Consider the following 18,490-nt stretch of genomic DNA (forward strand, 5'->3'; position numbering starts at 1 on the left):
CTAGATAAATATGAAATCTTGATGTGCATTAGATCGTGTGGATGACTATCTTGTCTTTAGAAAGTAGGTGAATAAAATGACTAAGGAGAGCTTTGTAAAAGGTGTTGAAAGACTAGTAGACCCAGTAGAGGTTGGCACCTTACACTTTATAGAAGGATTCACAAAGAAAATCCCTAAGAATATACAAGAAAAAATGGTTGAAAAATCAGGTGAAACCACGCCCTACATGGGTTTTGTCGTAGAACCTTATAGTTATTTTTTATGCTATGAGCTTAAGGATCTTGAAAAAGCAGCATCACTTCTCCCAGAAGGCTTTAGGCTAATTAAAACCAGTATATTTAATGAAGATGAGCCAAAGTATTATGGCATCTTTGGTTGCTTTAATGCCCATACCAGTGGTTTTTGGGGGTTGCGTGTGGAATTTTATGTGATTGCTGAAGATATAAAAACTGGACTTATGAGTTGGATTATAATTGATTATGACACAAATACCATTACTTATGATCCTAAAAACGGTTTTACGGATCCCAATGCAACGGGCTCTTTAATCACCACAGACTACGAAGGGTACTTACATCTAGATGTAAAAAATGATAAGGGAAGAGCACTTGCTCTCAGTAGTGATCTTAATCAAGGGAAAATGACGAATCTATATGATCGTCTTTGGGTTGAAGGCAACCTTTCTATTGCATATGGAAGAGATAAGATAAATACAAACTCTGGACAGTTTTCTTTAATTTTTAATCCTAAGGAATTTGAAAAGGCACTTAGAATGCCTAAGGGCAGTTACCATATAGAAGTGAATAATTGGTATCCGGGTCTATTTTATGATTCGCCGTCTGAAGTTGCATGTTTCCCATATGCACAGCATTTCTTGTCCGATAGCCCAGGACATGCAAGTTTGCTATATGATGAAAAACAACTCAACGAGAAAATTAATACCGTTGATTTTAGTAAAATTAGTGTATTTTCGACGAAAGAGGTTTCAAAACTTATTTTGGCTGGTGGTGTATTATCCGCATTGACCAATACAGTTTTACTTGGACTTTTGCTATTTAAATAAAATGCAGTTTGAAGTGCCAAAGTTTCCCCTATGTGGTAGTATAATTGTTAGAGACCAATAAAGAAGTGGACACTTGTTAGCAGTATAAGACAGGCTAAGACAATTTTAAAATGATATCATCTTAATTAAGGATGGGTAGATAAATATGGATTGGTTAAGCAATATGCAAAATGCAATTGATTACATGGAAGAAAATATCTTAGACAGAGTTGATTATGATAAGATTGCTCAATGTGCTTATACATCACCATTTCATTTTCAGCGTATGTTTAGTATGTTGACAGGATTTACCGTTGGTGAGTATATACGCAATAGAAGGTTAACACTTGCGGCACAAGAGTTATCATTTTCAAATACAAAGGTTACAGATATTGCCTTCAAGTATGGTTATGAAACATCAGAAGCATTTACAAAAGCATTCCAAAGGCTTCATGGTGTGACGCCATCGGCTGCGCGTGAGTCAGGTGTTAAGCTAAAATCATTTAGTCGATTATCCATTCAAATTACTTTGAAAGGTGATAAAGAGATGAATTATCGTATTGAAGAATTACAAGCATTTGAAATGTTTGGTGTATCAACGGAGATTAATGATATTGGAGAACAACCATACACCGAAATCCCTGAATATTGGCAGAAATGTATTTTGGATGGCACAATAGACCGTATTCACAAGGATGCTGGAATAAGTGAGGAAACACAGGTACATGCAACTTTATATAATAGAAGAGATGATGCTTTTTCCTACATGATCTGTTATTATCTTCCGGATCATGATGTTCCAGATGAGTATGAAAAGTTGTCAGTACCTGCATTAACATGGGCTATATTTACAACCGGTATTTGCACTGATGGCGAGTGTGATATTCAAAGTATTTGGAAGCGTATTTGGACGGAATGGTTCCCAACATCTAACTACGAACAGGTAGTTGGACCAGAATTTGAAATGACGTATTATAGGGGCAATAACTCATATGAACAAGAAGTTTGGATTCCTGTAATTAAGAAGTAGCATTTTAAAATAAAATTTGAATTAAAAAAAGACCTTATAAAAAAACGACCTCCTCTAAGTTAGATTTTAGGTCTAACTTTTGGGGGTGGTTCATTGTAGGGTCTTTATCTTATACTAAAGTTATTTTAATCAATTTCATATAGATCATTCTTAATTAAATTAATAATCCGGATTGCCTCTTCTCTAGTTTCAACATCGAAAATAATATATCGGTCTTTATTTAAAAAATCGGAACCAGCGATGCTATCGACACTAGGCTCGTAAGGATAATTTGCTAATTCAACGATCCTATATAAATATGGAAATTTACTTGTTATGAAAAATCCTAAATTATGGTGTTTGTAACGATATCTATTTTCTTCGAATAAATATTTCTCAAGATATACAGTAGGATATCCGTATTCGTCATTTGTTAATTCGATCTCTTCCATTGGAAATTGCGTTTTGTTATAGCCACTAAATGTAATTTGTCCAGACAGTGTATCGTCTTGGAATACATTAAAATGATAATGTCCATTAATCGTGATGTTGTGCTCTACTAAGTATGAGTTATCAGAAAGTGATACTTCAAGTCCTTTCACAGTCTTGTTAATGGGTATTGGAATTGCCTGAATCAATAGAAAGATTATTGTTATGATAGATAATAATATGATTATGTATTTTTTTTCAAGATTCCCTCCATTGCTTAAAATAATTCTATTTTACCTTAAGTAGTTAATTTAACTTAAAAGTAAAATAGTGATTAAGCTTGTCATGTACTAAAAAGTATAAAATATAAAGTGGCATTAATCGCTAAAGTTTCCTAAATGATGTATAATCTTGCCTAAAGAGTGAAAAGATTGCATTGGGTATACTAAAACAAATGATTTTTTTATAAAACTTGGAGGCAGGGATGAAAGTAGGGGTTATTGGATCCGGTGCATAACATTCACTCCTAGGCAGAATTTTGGAAGTTCAGGGAAATGAAGTTCTGAAGTGGAGTGATAAGAAGGAATATAGGGATGAGACTATCTATACTTTCGAAAAATAGCTACGCAATAAAAAGGGAAGTTGGAAGTTCAACAAAGCGAGGATTATTTCAATTTATAATTCTTAATTTCAACGAAAGAGAACCAAATCCTGATGAATTGAAATGATAGAAGAATGTGAAAATCAAGTCTTTATTAGTAGTGATATTGTTAGAATAGAACATGACATATTTGTCTATTGAATCCATATTTATGTGTTGTTATTATAATTGCAAGATCAATAACTTGATCGTACTCGTGCAACACAAAACTATTTATGGAGGTATTTATGAAACGTGTATTATCACTTATCGTAATGTTTACACTTGTATTTTCTTCTACATGCAATTTTGCTGAGGCGCCAAGTATTTCTCAAAATGATATAATAGTGGCCTCTGACAATTCAATTAAACTATTAGATCCAGAAAATCCAAGCAACTATGTTATTGGAAAAGACTTAAAAGATGGTAATGTGGAGTTCTCACAATATCAAAATGGTAAACTCATTTCAAAATCAGTAACTTTGAAAGTTAATCGCCTCGTAGAAACAACAATATATACAACTGACAATAGCGATTCCGGGACAACATTATCATCAAATATGCTAGGTGATGTAATAGAATATAAACAGTTACCAACTTTACCTAACACGTTGAAAACGTTGAGTGGATCTAAACAGTATCTTGGGACTATTCGTTATAAATATACAGATGGTTGGGAATCAGGTGTTTGTGGTGCAAAGGTAGATTATATTATTAACACTGGCTCAATAAAGTATGACTTAAATGGAACATATAGAGATTTAGCGGGTTTAGCATCGTTCATCGCGGGTTTATTTGCTTTACCAGCTGCTCCAGCATTAGCAATTGCTAAAGCAGTACTAGCAGAATTAAGTATTTCATTGGCTGCTTTAACATTTATAATTCCACCTTATAACGTTGACTCGGATTATGAGCAAATTGAGTATTTTTTTACTGATATAAATTTCTCAGGGCATACAAATAGCATCTATGGCACAAAGTATGTTATTACTCAAGGCGGTTCACACCAAGATAAAGTTTATTATGATGGAAATTACTATGCTTATTCGCCATGGAGAGACACAACTTTTGGTTTGACGGTTTATACCTATATGTTTGGTTATGGGAGCTATTCTATTTTATCTTGGAGCTAACATATTTTAGATAAGGAGAGAAGGAAATGACAACTAAACAATATTTAAGGGGATACTTTTTATTAATTATTATAATTATTGTGATAGGAATTTTCTTCTTTCCAATTTCTGATTCCAAATTGAAGAGTGAACGAGAATCTTTAATGAAAATCAAACTCAATCAATCGATATCGGTATTAGATGAAATAAATACAGAGGGTTCTGTTCTATTTTTAGTCACCACTGGTAATGATGAAACTTTTGTCATTCAAGCTGAGAAATTTTTAGGACTTAATCGCTATCGGCTGCTCCACCCGATTAGCGTTGATAGAGCAGGTGAGACGTTTGAGTTAAGAAGTTTCCTCAGTGATCTTACTATTACCGTTAAGGATGCTAACTTGGAAGTTAAAGCACGGTTAAACATATTAAAAAATGCAGGCGGATATATAATAATTTTGATTGTAATTCCAATTGTTGGTATTTTGCAATCTGCTATAATTGCTCGCAAATCTAAAAAAACTAATCGCTAAAGTGAGTAACTAAGCATGCTTTTCTTATTCTGTTTTGTGAAATGAAAATGTTTCCAATTTATATTTTTTAATTAAAGTATTATAGATTTCTGTCAATTGATCTCCAAGTGCCCTATGTTGAGAAAGGAAAATATAAAGAAGTAAGTATTGTTGTCCTTTAATCAGATCTCCTAAGTTATAATATGCTCTACCACATATATTATATAGTCTATCGAGTTGATCCAAACTATTATATTTAATACAGTAGGAAATCCCTTTTTCAGCTAGATCAACAGTTGATTTATAGTCGTGATTTATATATTTTATTTTTGCTAAATTGTGTAATGCCCTTAAATAAGATGATTTGTTAGAGTCTTCAAATAAAACTTCTGATAATTCAATTAATCTAGTTAGTAACCATTCGCTTTGTGTTAGGTCATTTTTATTAAGCAACAAAAATATTATTGAACTGATAATTTCGAATTCAACTTTTGTCAGACTGTATTTGAATATATCATTTAAAGTGTCGATTTTTTTTGTTAATTTTAGCAAATCGATAAAGTAGGAAATATCAATTTCTGACAGATCAAGATGTATCCGAATACTTGCTTTTAGCCAAAGAACTTCTTGTAATATACATTTGTCACTAATTTCATGGAAACTATCTATTTTATTAATTTCAATTAACGCATTATCATATTGATGTTTGTTATAAAAAAGATAAGTATCATCTATCACATTTTTAATGAAATATCCATTTGCTTCGCTAGAATAGGGTAGATATTTCAGTAGGTCAGTTCCTAATTTAGTAGAAAAATTCTGCAAAATAAAAGCACTTGGACTGCTCGTATTAGATTCAATTCGAGATAATTGCCTTATAGTACAAATGTTATCGGCCAAGTCCCTTTGAGTAATAGATTTACTGATTCGAACTGATTTAATAAATGTACCTAAATAGTTTTTCACAACATGCTCCTTTCAGAGATTTATATCACGCATTTAAATGTTTGCAAATTTTTGGATTAGATGGAGGAATTTTATAATGAAAAAAATTATTATTACATTATTAACTTTATATATGTTAATAAGTGGAATTGTGTTTTATGCAAACCCTAGTAAACATCTGTTTGTAGATAAGGAAGATGAGGGATGGAGTTACATAGAGTATACAAAACACTTAGCTTGATTTTCATAATTGTTCAGATATTTGTACTTCAAATTCTCGGGTTTTGTAGTTGGTAGGATTAGAACCACAAGAGGTTTCCCCTAAATTTTGGCATGGAGCAGGACTTGCTTTATATGTAATTTATCAAAATTCTGAAATGTCGTATCACTTCGACTGTGAATCCGAGGCCACTTTGTAAGGAAAAATTGCAAAAGCAGACTTTGAACACGATATATGTTAGTGTTATACGATGAAGTTTACTTAGTCGCATGCCATGACATTGGAGCAGTTAGCCTCTATCGAGGACATGACCTCTTACAGGCGAGATTGCCTTATGAAATGCAGGAGGTAAGCCATACATTTTATATTGTTACGGGTAAGCCGCCAAATATGAGTGAGTGGGAATGGAATGATAAAACCCTACAGACTTTTGACAAGAGTTTCTATAGGGTTATTTTTTATATATAAAGCACATAAATATTTAATCTACTTCATAAATATCATTCTTTATTAAATTAATAATCTTTATCGCTTCTTCTCTAGTTTCAACATCAAAAACAATATACCGATCCATTTCTGAAAAATCAGAACCAGCGATGCTATCTACACCGGTCTCGTAAGGATGATTTCTTAACTCAACGATCCTATATAAATATGGAAATTTACTCGTTATGAAAGATCCTAAATTATGGTGCTTGTAACGATATCTATTTTCTTCGAATAAATATTTCTCGAGATATACCGTATCATCTCCGTATTCGTCATTTGTTAATTCAATCTCTTCCATTGGAAATTGCGTTTTGTTATAGCCACTAAATGTAATTTGTCCAGATAGTGTATCGTCTTGGAATATATTAAAATGATAATGTCCATTAATCGTGATGGTATGCTCTACTAAGTATGAGCTATCAGAAAGTGATACTTCAAGTCCTTTCACAGTCTTGTTAATGGGTATTGGAATTGCCTGAATCAATAGAAAGATTATTGTTATGATAGAAAATAATATGATTAAGTATTTTTTTTTCAAGATTCCCTCCATTGCTTAAAATAATTCTATTTTACCTTAAGAAGTTAATTGAACGTAAAAGTAAAAGAGTGATTAAGCTTGTCATGTACTATAAGTATAATATATAAAGTGGCATCAATCGCTAAATTTTCCTAAATGATGTATAATCTTGCCTAAAGAGTAAAGAGATTACATTAGTTAACTATCAGACAACAACTTGATAACTCAGAATTAATATTTTCTGAATACATTTCAATCATACGGTTTTAGGACTTAATATTTATATATTTCCGAAGATTGCCGAAGATTGAGACAATGACTGGCGGAGCCGTTTTATTAAGAAGCCTGAAATATGAAGCGAATGTAAGGTAATTAGCTTCATAAGGAAAGCAAGTGACAATTCAATTTTGCTGCTGTTAACGAAAAGTGGTTTGATCTAAATATATTAAATAGTTGCATCAGCCCTTGACCGACTATCAATTGATAGTTATAATTATATTGTAGGAGGGGTGATATGGGCAAGAGTACAAAAATAATATCTTCAAAAGTAGATGTAGAAGTATTTCTTCGTGATCTTATAAGTGTATTGAATAGTTCTGACTTTGATATAGATGCAGATTTGGACATTCTACCTAAGAAGAAAACGGAATCACCTTTAGATCCTTATACAACAGCAAATACGCTACTGGAGTTAGATTTTGACAGAAAAGATGTGTGGCACCAACTGATTTCTCTAGATATATCCGAATACTTAGAAACTTTTATTGACGATAAGGATCCATCGTGGCCGCCTTTTTTTGCATTTGCAAAATCAATACAAAACAGAGATGTTTATATAAAAGCAAAGATTAGAGATCGATTAAATGGAAAAGTATTTTGTGTATCTTTCCATTTTGCGAGACATCCATTCCCGGACACTTTACCATATGCATAATCTGGAACATGGAGAAGGAGGGTTTGATATGAAAGATACTTTAGTTGAAAGCATTGAGATGAATTGTCCTATATGTGGAGATACACATATAGTAGAAAAAAGACTCCGTGAGACACAAGCTCTTTTTAAAGGAGAAATTTTTGATTATGAAGAAGTCTATTTCCTTTGCGATAGAGCAGATGACGAGGAAAATGAGTTTGTACCTGCGAAGGTAATGGATTTAAATCTTTTGAAAGTACGTGATTCGTATAGGATTTCAAAAGGGTTGTTAACTTCGTATGAAATAGCAGACATTAGATTGTATTATGGGTTAACTCAAAGTGAATTTGCGGCGATGTTAGGGTGGGGAGAAATAACTGTAACAAGATACGAAAGTAAAACCATACAAGATGAGACCTATGATAGCTTAATGAGAATGGTTCGTGAAAATAGTATGTTAGCGCTTGAATACCTCGATAAGCATGCAAAGCGCTTTACCTTCAAAAGATACAGTGAAATTCGACAAAGTGTAAAAAAGAGATTAGATGTTAGCAGCAGTATGTATTTAAAGATGCAAGAAGTAAAAAGTTTGTACACAAAATTTGAAGAAGCAAGTGATTACAATGGCTTTAAAATCTTAGATATTGATAAACTTACAACTGTTATAGGATATTATGCGAATGAGGTGAATCATATCTACAAAGTAAAAATGATGAAGTTATTGTGGTATACAGATGCGTTATATTACAAACGATATGGTAAGTCTATGACGGGGCTTGTATATGAGCATATGACTTATGGTGCTTTGCCAATTGGATTTAATGAAATTCTAAGTGCTCCTACAATTCAAGTCGTTGAAGAGATGATGTATGAAGACATTGGATACAAAATTGTTCCAACTAGCAAAGTTGATAAAAGTATATTCACAAAAGAAGAATTAAGTGTTCTTGAGTTAGTTGTAGACAAGTTTAAAGATTATCGTTCAAAGCAAATTGTGGATTATATGCATGGAGAGAAAGCTTATATTGAAACTAGCGATCATGAGCTGATTCCGTTTAGTTTGGCGAAAGAATTAAAAGAGTTAAGTTAGTATTAGTCATTAATAGATACTAATTCACTCATAAGTCATCAAAATATCATAAAAACAAGGGTGATGCACAACGAATGATGTATTATTAACGGAATTCGGAGTCTATCACTCTTTTTATTTGGATACACTTGTTACTATTGAAATATAAATAATATCTAAACTGATAAAGTACCATCTCATAGGGTATACTTAAGCAAATGATTCTTTATAAAAACTTGGAGGCAGGGATGAAAGTAGGGGTTATCGGATCCGGTGCAATTAGTGGTATTTATCTTGAAAATATGATCCATAAATATGCGAATTTAGAAGTCATAGCAATAGCTGATCGGAGTGGGATTGGTTCGAAAAAAAAGGCAGCTGAATTTGGGATTGAAGCGTTAACGATAGAGTCGATGTTAGATCGAGATGATATTGAAATGATCGTTAATCTCACACCTGTGGGAGCACACTATGGCATTATAAAATCAGCTCTATTAGCTGGAAAGCATGTTTATACAGAAAAAACCTTAACTTCTGATTTAGCTCAGGCAAAAGAACTTTTAGAGCTTGCTAAGGAAAGAGGGCTTTATTTGGGCTCGGCGCCAGATACATTTTTAGGAAGTGCGCTTCAGGCGGCGAGAAGTGCGATTGATGCATCGCTTATTGGTGAGATCAATTCATTTTCAATCTCTGTGAATAGAAACAATTCATTTTTAATCAGCCTTTTTCCTTTTCTTAAAGAGCCAGGGGCAGGTATTCTACTTGATTACGCTGTTTATCATATGACTGCACTTGTGAGTTTGCTTGGACCGGTGTCTCGTGTGGGTGGCATCGTGAGGACGCCATATAAAACACACCTTAACATATCACCGACGAGTAAGGAATACGGTCAGGTGATGGAGACGCCAAATGAAAGTCAAGTTTCAGCAATTGTACAGATGAAAAACGGCATAACGGGTACTTTACACATCGATGCGGAAAGTAATCGCAATGAGGAAACTTTTTTTACACTTTACGGGACAAAGGGAATTCTTTATTTGACTGATCCTAACCAATTTGGTGGCGAAGTGAAGTACATCCTAGATCAATCCGTATTATCAAATACATCTGTGCCAAAGACGCTTTGGCAGTTCACACCTCATCGTGAGAATTCAAGAGGTATTGGCCCCTCGGAGATGGCTGAAGCTATACTAGAAAAAAGACCAAATAGAGCCTCTAAGGAAATGGCTTTCCATGTGCTAGAGGTATTATCCAGTATTCTTAAATGTGGTGAACAGGGCAACTTTTTTGATATAAAGTCTAGTTTTATACAGCCTGCGCCTTTACAACCTCAAAAGTTAAATATCAAAAACATAGGACATATAGCTTTGAAGATGAAGCATTCTAAGGAGATGCTGGCATTTTATAGCGAGGTACTTGGTATGCAAAAGCTATTTACTTTGACTACGAAAATGTTTAACCCCAAAGCAAGTGAAGCAGAAGATTTACCTTGTATAGATTATATGAAATTAGCAGAGCATCAATTTTTAGAACTCATATATAGTGATGAAGAACCTTTAGAAACAGCGGCAGATCGTCGTGCACATTATGGCTTTATGAAAGTTAATTTTGAAGTTGAGTCAATTGAAAGTATAAAGAAAAAACTTATAAATGCCGGCGTAGTACTTCATGAGGATATTCATACCGTCGTAGATGGCTCACAGGAATTGACTGTTTTTGATCCTGATGGGAATGAAGTTCAGTTTACCGAATATGCTAAAGGGGAACTCGCCAAAATCAAACTTAGTTCTACTGGTCATCACGAGACTTGCTCGCATGTCGCCTATACAACTCAGATTGCCTATCAAGTTAAAGACGATGTTAATATGCTTAATTTCTATGTAAAAGGACTTGGTTTCAAAAGGGCGATGACATTAACTTTTGATGACTTGTATAAAGCACTTGAAGCCGATATGGAAGCCAACCCTAAAGAGTTGTCAGAGATAGAAATGATTCGAGATAGTCCTTGGATTGATTTCATAGAAGTTGCACCGCATCAATATATTGAATTTTTTCATTCGCCTAATGAGATAAAAAAACAGGCTTATCATTATGAAAATTATTATGGTTATCAGCATTTATGTTTAGAGGTTGAGGACATACATTTGGCCTTAGAGGCAATCACACAAAATGGCATAAAACCAGATACTGAGATTAGTTTAGGTGTTGATGGCGCATATCAATTTTGGTTGACTGATCCGGATGGGAATCCAGTTGAGATCATGGCATATAGTGAAAGTGCAAAGCAACTATCAGTAGAAAGCGACTATCTGTAGAAAATTATCTTAAAAATAAGCGCATTAAGAATCAATAAACAAAAATAGGCATCTCAAGTGATTGAGATGCCTATTTTGCAGTAAACATATACTTATATTACATTACACTACACAAAAAATTAAAAATGCTAACTTAGCGAATTAGAGCGTTTACTTGTGAGATATCGCGCACCCTTTTTACGATAGGTGTGGGATCGTTTTGATATAGCCAAGTACGGTTGTTGAAAGACACTTTATCTTTATTTTGATACAAGATACCAAGTGCATATTTTTCGGTATCAAGCGCTTTTTCCATAGCAGCTGTGAAGTCGCTTGCGTCGTAAGTATCATCTAGGTTATAACTGTTGTCTTTGAACCATTTAAAAGTGTTGATCTTATTGAAAGAGACGCAAGGATGAAAGATGTCAATTAAAGCATAACCATCGTGTGCAATTGCCGCTTTGATGACCTTTTTAACCGCAGGGATATCACCAGAAAAGGCGCGGGCGACAAAAGTTGCGCCGAGGCTCAGTGCAACAGGCATAGGGTTGAAAGGATCGTTGATAACGCCGTTGACTTGCACCGGTGTCTCAAAATCAATGGCACTTGTTGGCGCGGCCTGACCTTTTGTCAATCCGTAAACCATATTGTCATGGACGATGTGCACGATATTTGGGTTGCGTCTGATATTATGGATAAAGTGATTACCACCCTCGCCATACATATCACCGTCACCGCCTTCTGCAATGACAGTCAACTCGGGATTAACGGCCTTGATGGCAACGGCAATTGGTAAACCCCTGCCGTGGAGACCATTAAAGAAATTGGTATTTATATATTGAGGCATTTTTGCTGCTTGACCGATGCCAGAGGACATGACAACTTCAGTAGGGTTGAGATTTAATTCCTGAAGCGCCTCTATTATAGCTTTTCTGATGGTGAAATTACCACAACCGGGACACCATGCGATATCGATGTTTTCATCAAATTCGAAATGAGCCATTATAGAACCTCCTTCATGTAATTGGTGATTTCTTCAATGGAAAATGGTACACCGTTATATTTTAACAGATGATCTGTAACTTTGATGTCCAGTTCTAGCTTCAAAAGCCTTGCGAATTGCGCTGTGACATTATTTTCCACACCAATAATGTGCTTGGCTTGATCAAAATATTTTTTAATGTCTGGATGAAGAGGGAAAGGCTGTTTGATGTAGAGATAAGCGGTATCATTTGAGTCGCCATAATCAATATATTCTTTCAAAACGCCGTAAGTCGAACCCCATCCGACAATCAAGTTGGTGTAATTAGCAGGTCCTATCAGTTCAGGCATCTCATAATCGTCTAAAAGAAGTGGCATTTTTGAGTTTCTTTTGTCATTCATCTGAACCCTTACATCAAAAGATTCGGTAATCAGGCCATCTTCGGTATGTTCATCACTATCGCATTTAACCAAGCCTTTGCCATTGCCTGGGATTGCTCTTGGAGAAACACCGTTTTCAGTTAACTTATAGCGCTGATAATTCGTTTCACTCTCAACGACAAATGACTCTAAATATTTGCCATCCATTTCAAACGGCGCCATCTGGAATTTTGAATCCAATAAGAATTGATCAGATAAAATAAATGTAGGAATCTGGTATTTATCAGCCATATAAAAAGCTTTTTGAGATAATACAATCGCATCCTCCATAGTCCCAGGTGCATAAATCAACCTTGGAAATTCACCATGACCGGCATAAACAACTAAGTTGAGGTCTTCTTGGCCAGTTCTTGTTGGAAGTCCTGTGCCTGGTCCTGGACGCTGACCGATATGCGTAACGCAAGGTGTTTCGGTGATGCCGGATAAGCTGACTGCTTCTTCCATGAGCGCGAAGCCCCCACCAGAAGTTGTTACAAGTGCACGAGCGCCAGCATACCATGCCCCAATTGCCATATTGAGGGCGGCTATTTCATCTTCTGCTTGTTCGACAAATACGCCAAACGCATTGGATTTGCTAGCCAAATAGGTCAAAACGCCAGTGCCCGGAGACATGGGATATGAAGCGATGAAATTACAACCGCCACCAAGTGAACCGATGCCAATGGCTTCAGCACCTGTGAAGATTTTCATATGGCCTGTTTTTTGTGGGACCAATTTATGTTCAGACTGATATGGCATTCCAATTTCAAAACCAATATCAAAGGCTTTGATGTTGCCAAGTTGAATTGTTTCATTTTTAGTAGAGAATCTTTCTGAAATCAAAGTGTGGCAGTCTTCTACATTGAGATTTAGGATTCCAGCAATCTGTCCGAAAAGCACCGTGTTGCTAAAGAGCACGTTTCCAGCACTTTTTGCTGAATCTGTCAACGCCAAAGGAATGAACTGGCTGGATAATTGCTCATGTTCTTCATGGGTGATAAAATCAACCTCACCAAAAACTTTTGAGTTAGAATCAACTCGGTCCGTTAGTCGATATAAACTATGATTGTTTAATAAGTATAGAAAATCAATATGTTCTTTATAAGCGTAAACGGGAGTGTTGCTGATTCTTATTTCAAGTGAATTGTTTCCGCCCCTAACGCGACTCATGACTTCTGTAGTTGCGAAGACGTAGTAAGTTTTTGATATTGCTTTTACCAAAAAATCTTCAAGTGTAGCAAGGCCTTGACCAGCTTCACCTGAAAGTACTATGGTTAGTTCTTGTTTCATGTTGCACCTCCTTAACTGTTGAGTTTGTTAGTATTTCTTACGTAGGCCAAACTCAGCAGACTCGACCCATTCGTTTGGGCGGATTACCATTTCTATGATTTCTTCAATTAAGTTATAATGTTTTTCTTCTTGTTTAATGAGAAATTCAAAAAGGTCTTTGTTCTCATTTGATTCTGACAGAAGTTTTTTATAAAGATCTATGCTTTTCGCTTCCATCTCGAGTGCTTTTCTATACGCATCAATCTGTTCAGTAGTGCTTTTTTCAGGATCTAATCCTGCAGCATCGGTAAAAACATTTTTAGTCTTCGCCATATCTTCTTCATCTGGTAGAAAATCATTGCCTGCTTCTTTTTCTTTAATCCTGATAGCGTGTTGTTTTTCGTCTTCTGCTAAAGACAAAAAAACCGGATTAAGGACATTGTCCTTATTTACCAGTGCTTGTTCTCTGTAAAACATCTCGCCGTCCAATTCCATTTTTATAGCATACTCATAACCATTCATAAAAAACCTCCTATCGTTATTTGACCAGTGCTTGTTAATGCCTGTATGTTAGTCTTATACACTTAATGTCTGCTAGTCAAACTTATGTATCAAATACAATAGTCGTAGGTGTTGATAAATAAAGTCGATGAAATGGTTTTAATCATGCTTGCACAACACTATTTTAATGACAGAAAAAACAATCCAAATGAGTCATTCCTATCATTTTGCTTGTAATAATGGTGCATTATGGTAATATTGCATTAAAGTTTGTAGTATTTGATTAATGACATTATAAAGGAGAGATAAGTTATGATAGAAGAGTCAAAAATGAAATTTTCTAAAAGGACGCTAATCGGGATTGCTTTGCTCATAATCGCATTACTTTCAATCTTCGTCGTATCAAAAGTAGTCACGGCACCAGATTTTAATGAAGCGACAGTAAACTCTTTGGATGATAAAAAAGTTACAGTTATGAAGCTTGCAGCTACAGCTGCGGCATCTTCAACAGCGCTATCGTTGATACCTGGTGATGTTGCAACGCCAATTGCGAATCAAATTGCAGAATTAACCTCTTATTTTATTGTTATATTGGGTGCAATTCTGTTAGAAAAGATATTAATTGCTGTTGTTGGTTATTTAACCTTTGGTTTTATTATTCCTATGGCTTGTCTTTTCGGAATTGTTTATTTATATGTAAAGAACGATATACTCAGAAACCTTGCTATAAAACTCGCTATATTTGGAATTGTTATATTCATGACGATTCCTGTAAGTATTAAGACCAGTGATTTAATATATGAGTCTTATCAATCATCGGTAGAACAAACAATTGAAGTTGCAAATCAAAACAAAGAAGAAATTGATGCAAAGAAAAAGGATTTTGCCGAAGAAGACAAAAACTGGATGGATAAAGTTGGAGATTATATATCCAATGTGACTTCTAAAATTGGAAATGACATATCTACAATCGTTAAAAAGGGAGAAGATACACTGGCTGCTTATTTAGATGCTATTGCAGTTTTGATTATAACTTCTTGTGTGATTCCAATAATTGTATTAATCGTCTTTGCTTTAATTATCAAAATCATGTTCAGTTTTGATAGCGCTAAAGTATCAACAATTTTTCGTGAGAAAGGGAAATAAACGACTAAGAATAGCCTATACCCAGCAAACTTAGCCGTTTATATTTGATTATTCAGATTTAAGCTCATAATCTAGGTTCCAACCAATACCAAATTTATCAGTGAGTGAACCAAAGAGAGAACCCCAGAACATCTTGTCTATTGGCATTTGTACCTTACCGCCAGTCGCAAGTTTATCAAAGAGCAAACGTAATTCTGTTTCGCTGTCAAGTGTTATGTTAATCTCAATTGCATTACCTGGTTTTATTTTCATGCCTGGAAATGTGTCGGAAAGGTAGATTTCTTCGTCACCAATTCCTAAAGCTGCATGCAATATCTTATTGCTATATGTTTCAGGAATTGGTGGATTGTCTTCATCGTACCGTTAAAAGCATTTGCATAAAATTCTAGAGCTTCCTCTGCATTTCCTTCAAATGAAAGATAGGGTATAAATTTCATATCGTCCTCCTTGTATTTAATTTAAGTAAACATAGTATTGACAAGAAATATCTATGTAATGTATTAGAAATGGTATATATTATAGCTCCCAATATACCATTTCTTTACTTAACCATCTGAAAATTATCGCCACCAAGTTCTTTCGCTCGATACATGTTTATGTCGGCGCTTCTTAATAGACCCTGGAGGTCGTCGGCATGATTAGGGTATATGGAAATACCGATACTTGATGTGATTTTGAGATCTATTCCGTTAAAGAGGATGGGTTCTCTTATGATTTCGACTATTTTATGTGCGGTAGATTTGAGGTTTTCACAGGATTCTATATCTGGAATAATGACCACAAATTCATCGCCCCCGATCCTTGCAACAGTGTCTTCCTCGCGCTTTGTTATTTTCTTAATTCTACAAGCAACTGCTTTTAACACAACATCTCCAGCTAGATGTCCATAACTATCATTGATTCCTTTGAATTTATCCAAATCAATCAACAGTACACCAAACTTTTTGTGATCGCGTTTGTAAAGTCCATGTAATTGGTTGAAACGCTCGGTTAATAAACTTCTATTAGCAAGTCCAGTTAGTTGATCATAAAAAGCTAAGTTCTCCATGGCTTTTTTATTTTCTTTTTCTAACGAAATATCTTCGATAATGCCCCAAACAACTTCAGTTCCATCAGTATCTGTGAGTATAAAATCGCTAATTCGAATAGGTATTTTTGTACCATCTTTTCTGATATATTCTTTCTCGTTTGGACCAAAACTACCGTGAGTGTTAAGATCAGAAATTTGAGCCTCTTCTTGCTCAGTATATTCCGGTGGTGTAATATCCCAGAATGTCATATTCATGAGTTCGTCTTTGGTATATCCAAGATAATGAAGTAGCGAATTGTTGATCTCTATAAAAGCCCCAGTGCTATGCTCAACCATAGCCATGCCAACAGGTGACTTTTCAAAAAGCATTCGGAATTTTTCTTCGGATCTTTTTAATTGAGTCCCCATATTTTTTACGAGTTTATTTTTTTTGCTTTTTTTACTTTTATTGGTTCTATTATTCGCCATATGATCCTCCGATACTTTTGAGTGTTCATTATTATATACCCACTTATCAGCATAAAATGTGTAAAATTTCATGTTAAATCCCCTTGCTATCTCTGCCTTTGATTTATCAAGGACTTGTGATAAACTGATATCAAAATAACCGATAAAAGAAACTCACGTTGAGCAAATTGATTAATATATTTAATTGTTTTTTTCAAATATACAATTTTTACGCGATTATTCACTTTTAATAAGTTAAAATTCTTGATAGAATGAACTGACAAAGTATAAGTGACAAAATTTAAGAGATGGATCAAGGCGGATAAATTCAACAAACCTAACGTGATGCGTATAGCGTTGCCCTTGTAGAGCGATATATATTTTACGAATAGGAACTTGTTGGACAGTTGGACTTGCCTTTTATACTGCCTTAATTAACTACAAGGAGAGAAAAAATGGTAACAATTTATGATATTGCTAAAAGAGCTGGATGTGCATCAAGTACAGTTTCTAAAGCACTAAATAACTCGAACCAAGTTAGTAAAAAGCGCAAAGAGGAAATTTTGGCGCTTGCTAAAGAGATGGGGTATGTGCCTAACTCCAATGCGAGATTACTCAAAACAAAAAATAGTTGGTCAATAGGGATCCTGTTTAGTGAAGATTTGAACATTGGACTAGAGCATCACTTTTTTAGTGGTGTCTTGCAAGAATTTAAAACATATGTAGAAGCTTTAGGGTATGAAGTGACTTTTGTATCAAAAAAAGTTGGTGCTCAATCATTAACCTATCTCGAATGGTGCAAATATAAAAATATAGATGGTGTTTTGATCCTAACCGTGGATGTGGATGATGTGAATTTGAAAGAATTAACTGAAAGTGGCATCCCGATCGTTTCTGTCGATAATGGTCTCATCAATGTACCTACGGTTATTTCGGATAACTTTCAGGGGACTCGAATGGCACTTGAATATCTGATGCTGAAAGGGGCTAAGCATATTGCCCACATATCAGGTCCTTTACGATCATTTTCAGCTGTGGAACGACTTGAAGGCTATAAGGATACACTTAAAAAATCTGATGTTGAAGTTGATGAGAATTTAATTGTTGAAGCATACAATTATGATTATAACAGTGGCAAAAATGCACTATTACAACTTATAAAGCAGTATAAAGGTGTTCCAGATGCAATATATGCAGCAAGCGATGATATCGCTCTTGGCGCAATAATTGCACTAAGAGAATTGGGATATAAAGTGCCAGACGATGTGTCGGTGATTGGTTTTGATAATATCGAGTTAACAAGATATACATCGCCATCGCTTACGACAGTTTCACAAAATAAAATGATGGTTGGAACAGAGGCGGCTAAACACTTAATAGCACTTATAAACAATGAAAAGAATATAGCACCTGGTATAGTGAAACGCGTTCCAGTTGAACTGATTATTAGAGAAAGTACAAAATAATGTACTTTTTTTATTTGCTTTAAAATAGACATATGTTAAAAT

19 protein-coding genes are annotated in these 18,490 nt (G+C 34.7%); 10 read left to right on the forward strand and 9 right to left on the reverse strand.

What is annotated here, in order from left to right; genetic code table 11:
• Positions 1-76: 76 nt before the first annotated feature.
• On the forward strand, positions 77-1,063 hold the full coding sequence (locus QE109_RS10935) for a hypothetical protein (RefSeq protein WP_281094518.1): 987 nt from the start codon (positions 77-79) through the stop codon (positions 1,061-1,063).
• Between the two features lie 145 nt (positions 1,064-1,208).
• A complete protein-coding gene (locus QE109_RS10940) occupies positions 1,209-2,072 on the forward strand; it encodes an AraC family transcriptional regulator (protein WP_281094519.1) in 864 nt (287 codons plus the stop codon).
• A 125-nt stretch (positions 2,073-2,197) separates the two neighbouring features.
• On the opposite strand, the gene QE109_RS10945 is transcribed toward QE109_RS10940, so the two are convergent.
• Positions 2,198-2,653, reverse strand: coding sequence for a hypothetical protein (locus tag QE109_RS10945; RefSeq protein WP_281094520.1), 456 nt, complete (start codon positions 2,651-2,653; stop codon positions 2,198-2,200).
• Positions 2,654-3,368: 715 nt separating this feature from the next.
• On the opposite strand from QE109_RS10945, the gene QE109_RS10950 reads away from it, so the two are divergent.
• Both QE109_RS10950 and QE109_RS10955 read left to right on the forward strand, forming a co-directional pair.
• Positions 3,369-4,253 (forward strand): hypothetical protein, encoded by an 885-nt coding sequence (locus QE109_RS10950; protein WP_281094521.1) that lies wholly within the window; start codon positions 3,369-3,371, stop codon positions 4,251-4,253.
• Between the two features lie 26 nt (positions 4,254-4,279).
• Positions 4,280-4,762, forward strand: coding sequence for a hypothetical protein (locus QE109_RS10955; RefSeq protein ID WP_281094523.1), 483 nt, complete (start codon positions 4,280-4,282; stop codon positions 4,760-4,762).
• 24 nt (positions 4,763-4,786) lie between these two features.
• On the opposite strand, the gene QE109_RS10960 is transcribed toward QE109_RS10955, so the two are convergent.
• Complete coding sequence (locus QE109_RS10960) at positions 4,787-5,707, reverse strand: helix-turn-helix domain-containing protein (protein ID WP_281094524.1); 921 nt, start codon at positions 5,705-5,707, stop codon at positions 4,787-4,789.
• Positions 5,708-5,783: 76 nt separating this feature from the next.
• Between QE109_RS10960 and QE109_RS10965 the strand changes: the two genes are divergently transcribed.
• Positions 5,784-5,927, forward strand: a complete 144-nt coding sequence (locus QE109_RS10965) for a hypothetical protein (RefSeq protein ID WP_281094525.1) — start codon at positions 5,784-5,786, stop codon at positions 5,925-5,927.
• 460 nt (positions 5,928-6,387) lie between these two features.
• On the opposite strand, the gene QE109_RS10970 is transcribed toward QE109_RS10965, so the two are convergent.
• Positions 6,388-6,933 (reverse strand): hypothetical protein, encoded by a 546-nt coding sequence (locus QE109_RS10970; protein ID WP_281094527.1) that lies wholly within the window; start codon positions 6,931-6,933, stop codon positions 6,388-6,390.
• 493 nt (positions 6,934-7,426) lie between these two features.
• Between QE109_RS10970 and QE109_RS10975 the strand changes: the two genes are divergently transcribed.
• From QE109_RS10975 to QE109_RS10985, 3 genes are all read left to right on the forward strand, one after another.
• Positions 7,427-7,846 carry a hypothetical protein gene (locus QE109_RS10975; RefSeq protein WP_281094528.1) on the forward strand — a complete coding sequence of 140 codons (420 nt, stop codon included), beginning with the start codon at positions 7,427-7,429 and terminating at the stop codon, positions 7,844-7,846.
• 28 nt (positions 7,847-7,874) lie between these two features.
• On the forward strand, positions 7,875-8,915 hold the full coding sequence (locus tag QE109_RS10980) for a type II TA system antitoxin MqsA family protein (RefSeq protein WP_281094529.1): 1,041 nt from the start codon (positions 7,875-7,877) through the stop codon (positions 8,913-8,915).
• A gap of 227 nt (positions 8,916-9,142) precedes the next feature.
• Positions 9,143-11,209: a VOC family protein gene (locus QE109_RS10985; RefSeq protein WP_281094530.1), complete on the forward strand. Its 2,067-nt coding sequence runs from the start codon at positions 9,143-9,145 to the stop codon at positions 11,207-11,209.
• Between the two features lie 133 nt (positions 11,210-11,342).
• On the opposite strand, the gene QE109_RS10990 is transcribed toward QE109_RS10985, so the two are convergent.
• The 3 genes from QE109_RS10990 to QE109_RS11000 are packed head-to-tail and all read right to left on the reverse strand — an operon-like array spanning position 11,343 to position 14,380.
• Positions 11,343-12,191 (reverse strand): thiamine pyrophosphate-dependent enzyme, encoded by an 849-nt coding sequence (locus QE109_RS10990; RefSeq protein WP_281094531.1) that lies wholly within the window; start codon positions 12,189-12,191, stop codon positions 11,343-11,345.
• Complete coding sequence (locus QE109_RS10995) at positions 12,191-13,879, reverse strand: 2-oxoacid:acceptor oxidoreductase subunit alpha (protein WP_281094533.1); 1,689 nt, start codon at positions 13,877-13,879, stop codon at positions 12,191-12,193. Before QE109_RS10995 ends, QE109_RS10990 begins: the two co-directional genes overlap by 1 nt.
• Before the next feature lie 27 nt (positions 13,880-13,906).
• Positions 13,907-14,380: a ferritin-like domain-containing protein gene (locus QE109_RS11000; RefSeq protein ID WP_281094534.1), complete on the reverse strand. Its 474-nt coding sequence runs from the start codon at positions 14,378-14,380 to the stop codon at positions 13,907-13,909.
• A 291-nt stretch (positions 14,381-14,671) separates the two neighbouring features.
• Here QE109_RS11000 and QE109_RS11005 point away from each other — a divergent pair, with 291 nt between their 5' ends.
• On the forward strand, positions 14,672-15,505 hold the full coding sequence (locus QE109_RS11005) for a hypothetical protein (RefSeq protein ID WP_281094535.1): 834 nt from the start codon (positions 14,672-14,674) through the stop codon (positions 15,503-15,505).
• Between the two features lie 48 nt (positions 15,506-15,553).
• Here the strand turns inward: QE109_RS11005 and QE109_RS11010 are convergent, their stop codons facing one another.
• The 3 genes from QE109_RS11010 to QE109_RS11020 form a co-directional block, all read right to left on the reverse strand.
• Positions 15,554-15,757, reverse strand: a complete 204-nt coding sequence (locus QE109_RS11010) for a VOC family protein (protein WP_342637130.1) — start codon at positions 15,755-15,757, stop codon at positions 15,554-15,556.
• A gap of 44 nt (positions 15,758-15,801) precedes the next feature.
• Complete coding sequence (locus tag QE109_RS11015; protein ID WP_281094537.1) at positions 15,802-15,942, reverse strand: hypothetical protein; 141 nt, start codon at positions 15,940-15,942, stop codon at positions 15,802-15,804.
• 104 nt (positions 15,943-16,046) lie between these two features.
• Positions 16,047-17,003, reverse strand: coding sequence for a sensor domain-containing diguanylate cyclase (locus QE109_RS11020; RefSeq protein ID WP_281094539.1), 957 nt, complete (start codon positions 17,001-17,003; stop codon positions 16,047-16,049).
• Between the two features lie 434 nt (positions 17,004-17,437).
• Between QE109_RS11020 and QE109_RS11025 the strand changes: the two genes are divergently transcribed.
• On the forward strand, positions 17,438-18,448 hold the full coding sequence (locus QE109_RS11025) for a LacI family DNA-binding transcriptional regulator (protein ID WP_281094540.1): 1,011 nt from the start codon (positions 17,438-17,440) through the stop codon (positions 18,446-18,448).
• Positions 18,449-18,490: the final 42 nt, after the last annotated feature.

Source organism: Fusibacter bizertensis (genome assembly GCF_029914245.1).
Lineage (GTDB): Bacteria > Bacillota > Clostridia > Peptostreptococcales > Acidaminobacteraceae > Fusibacter_C > Fusibacter_C bizertensis.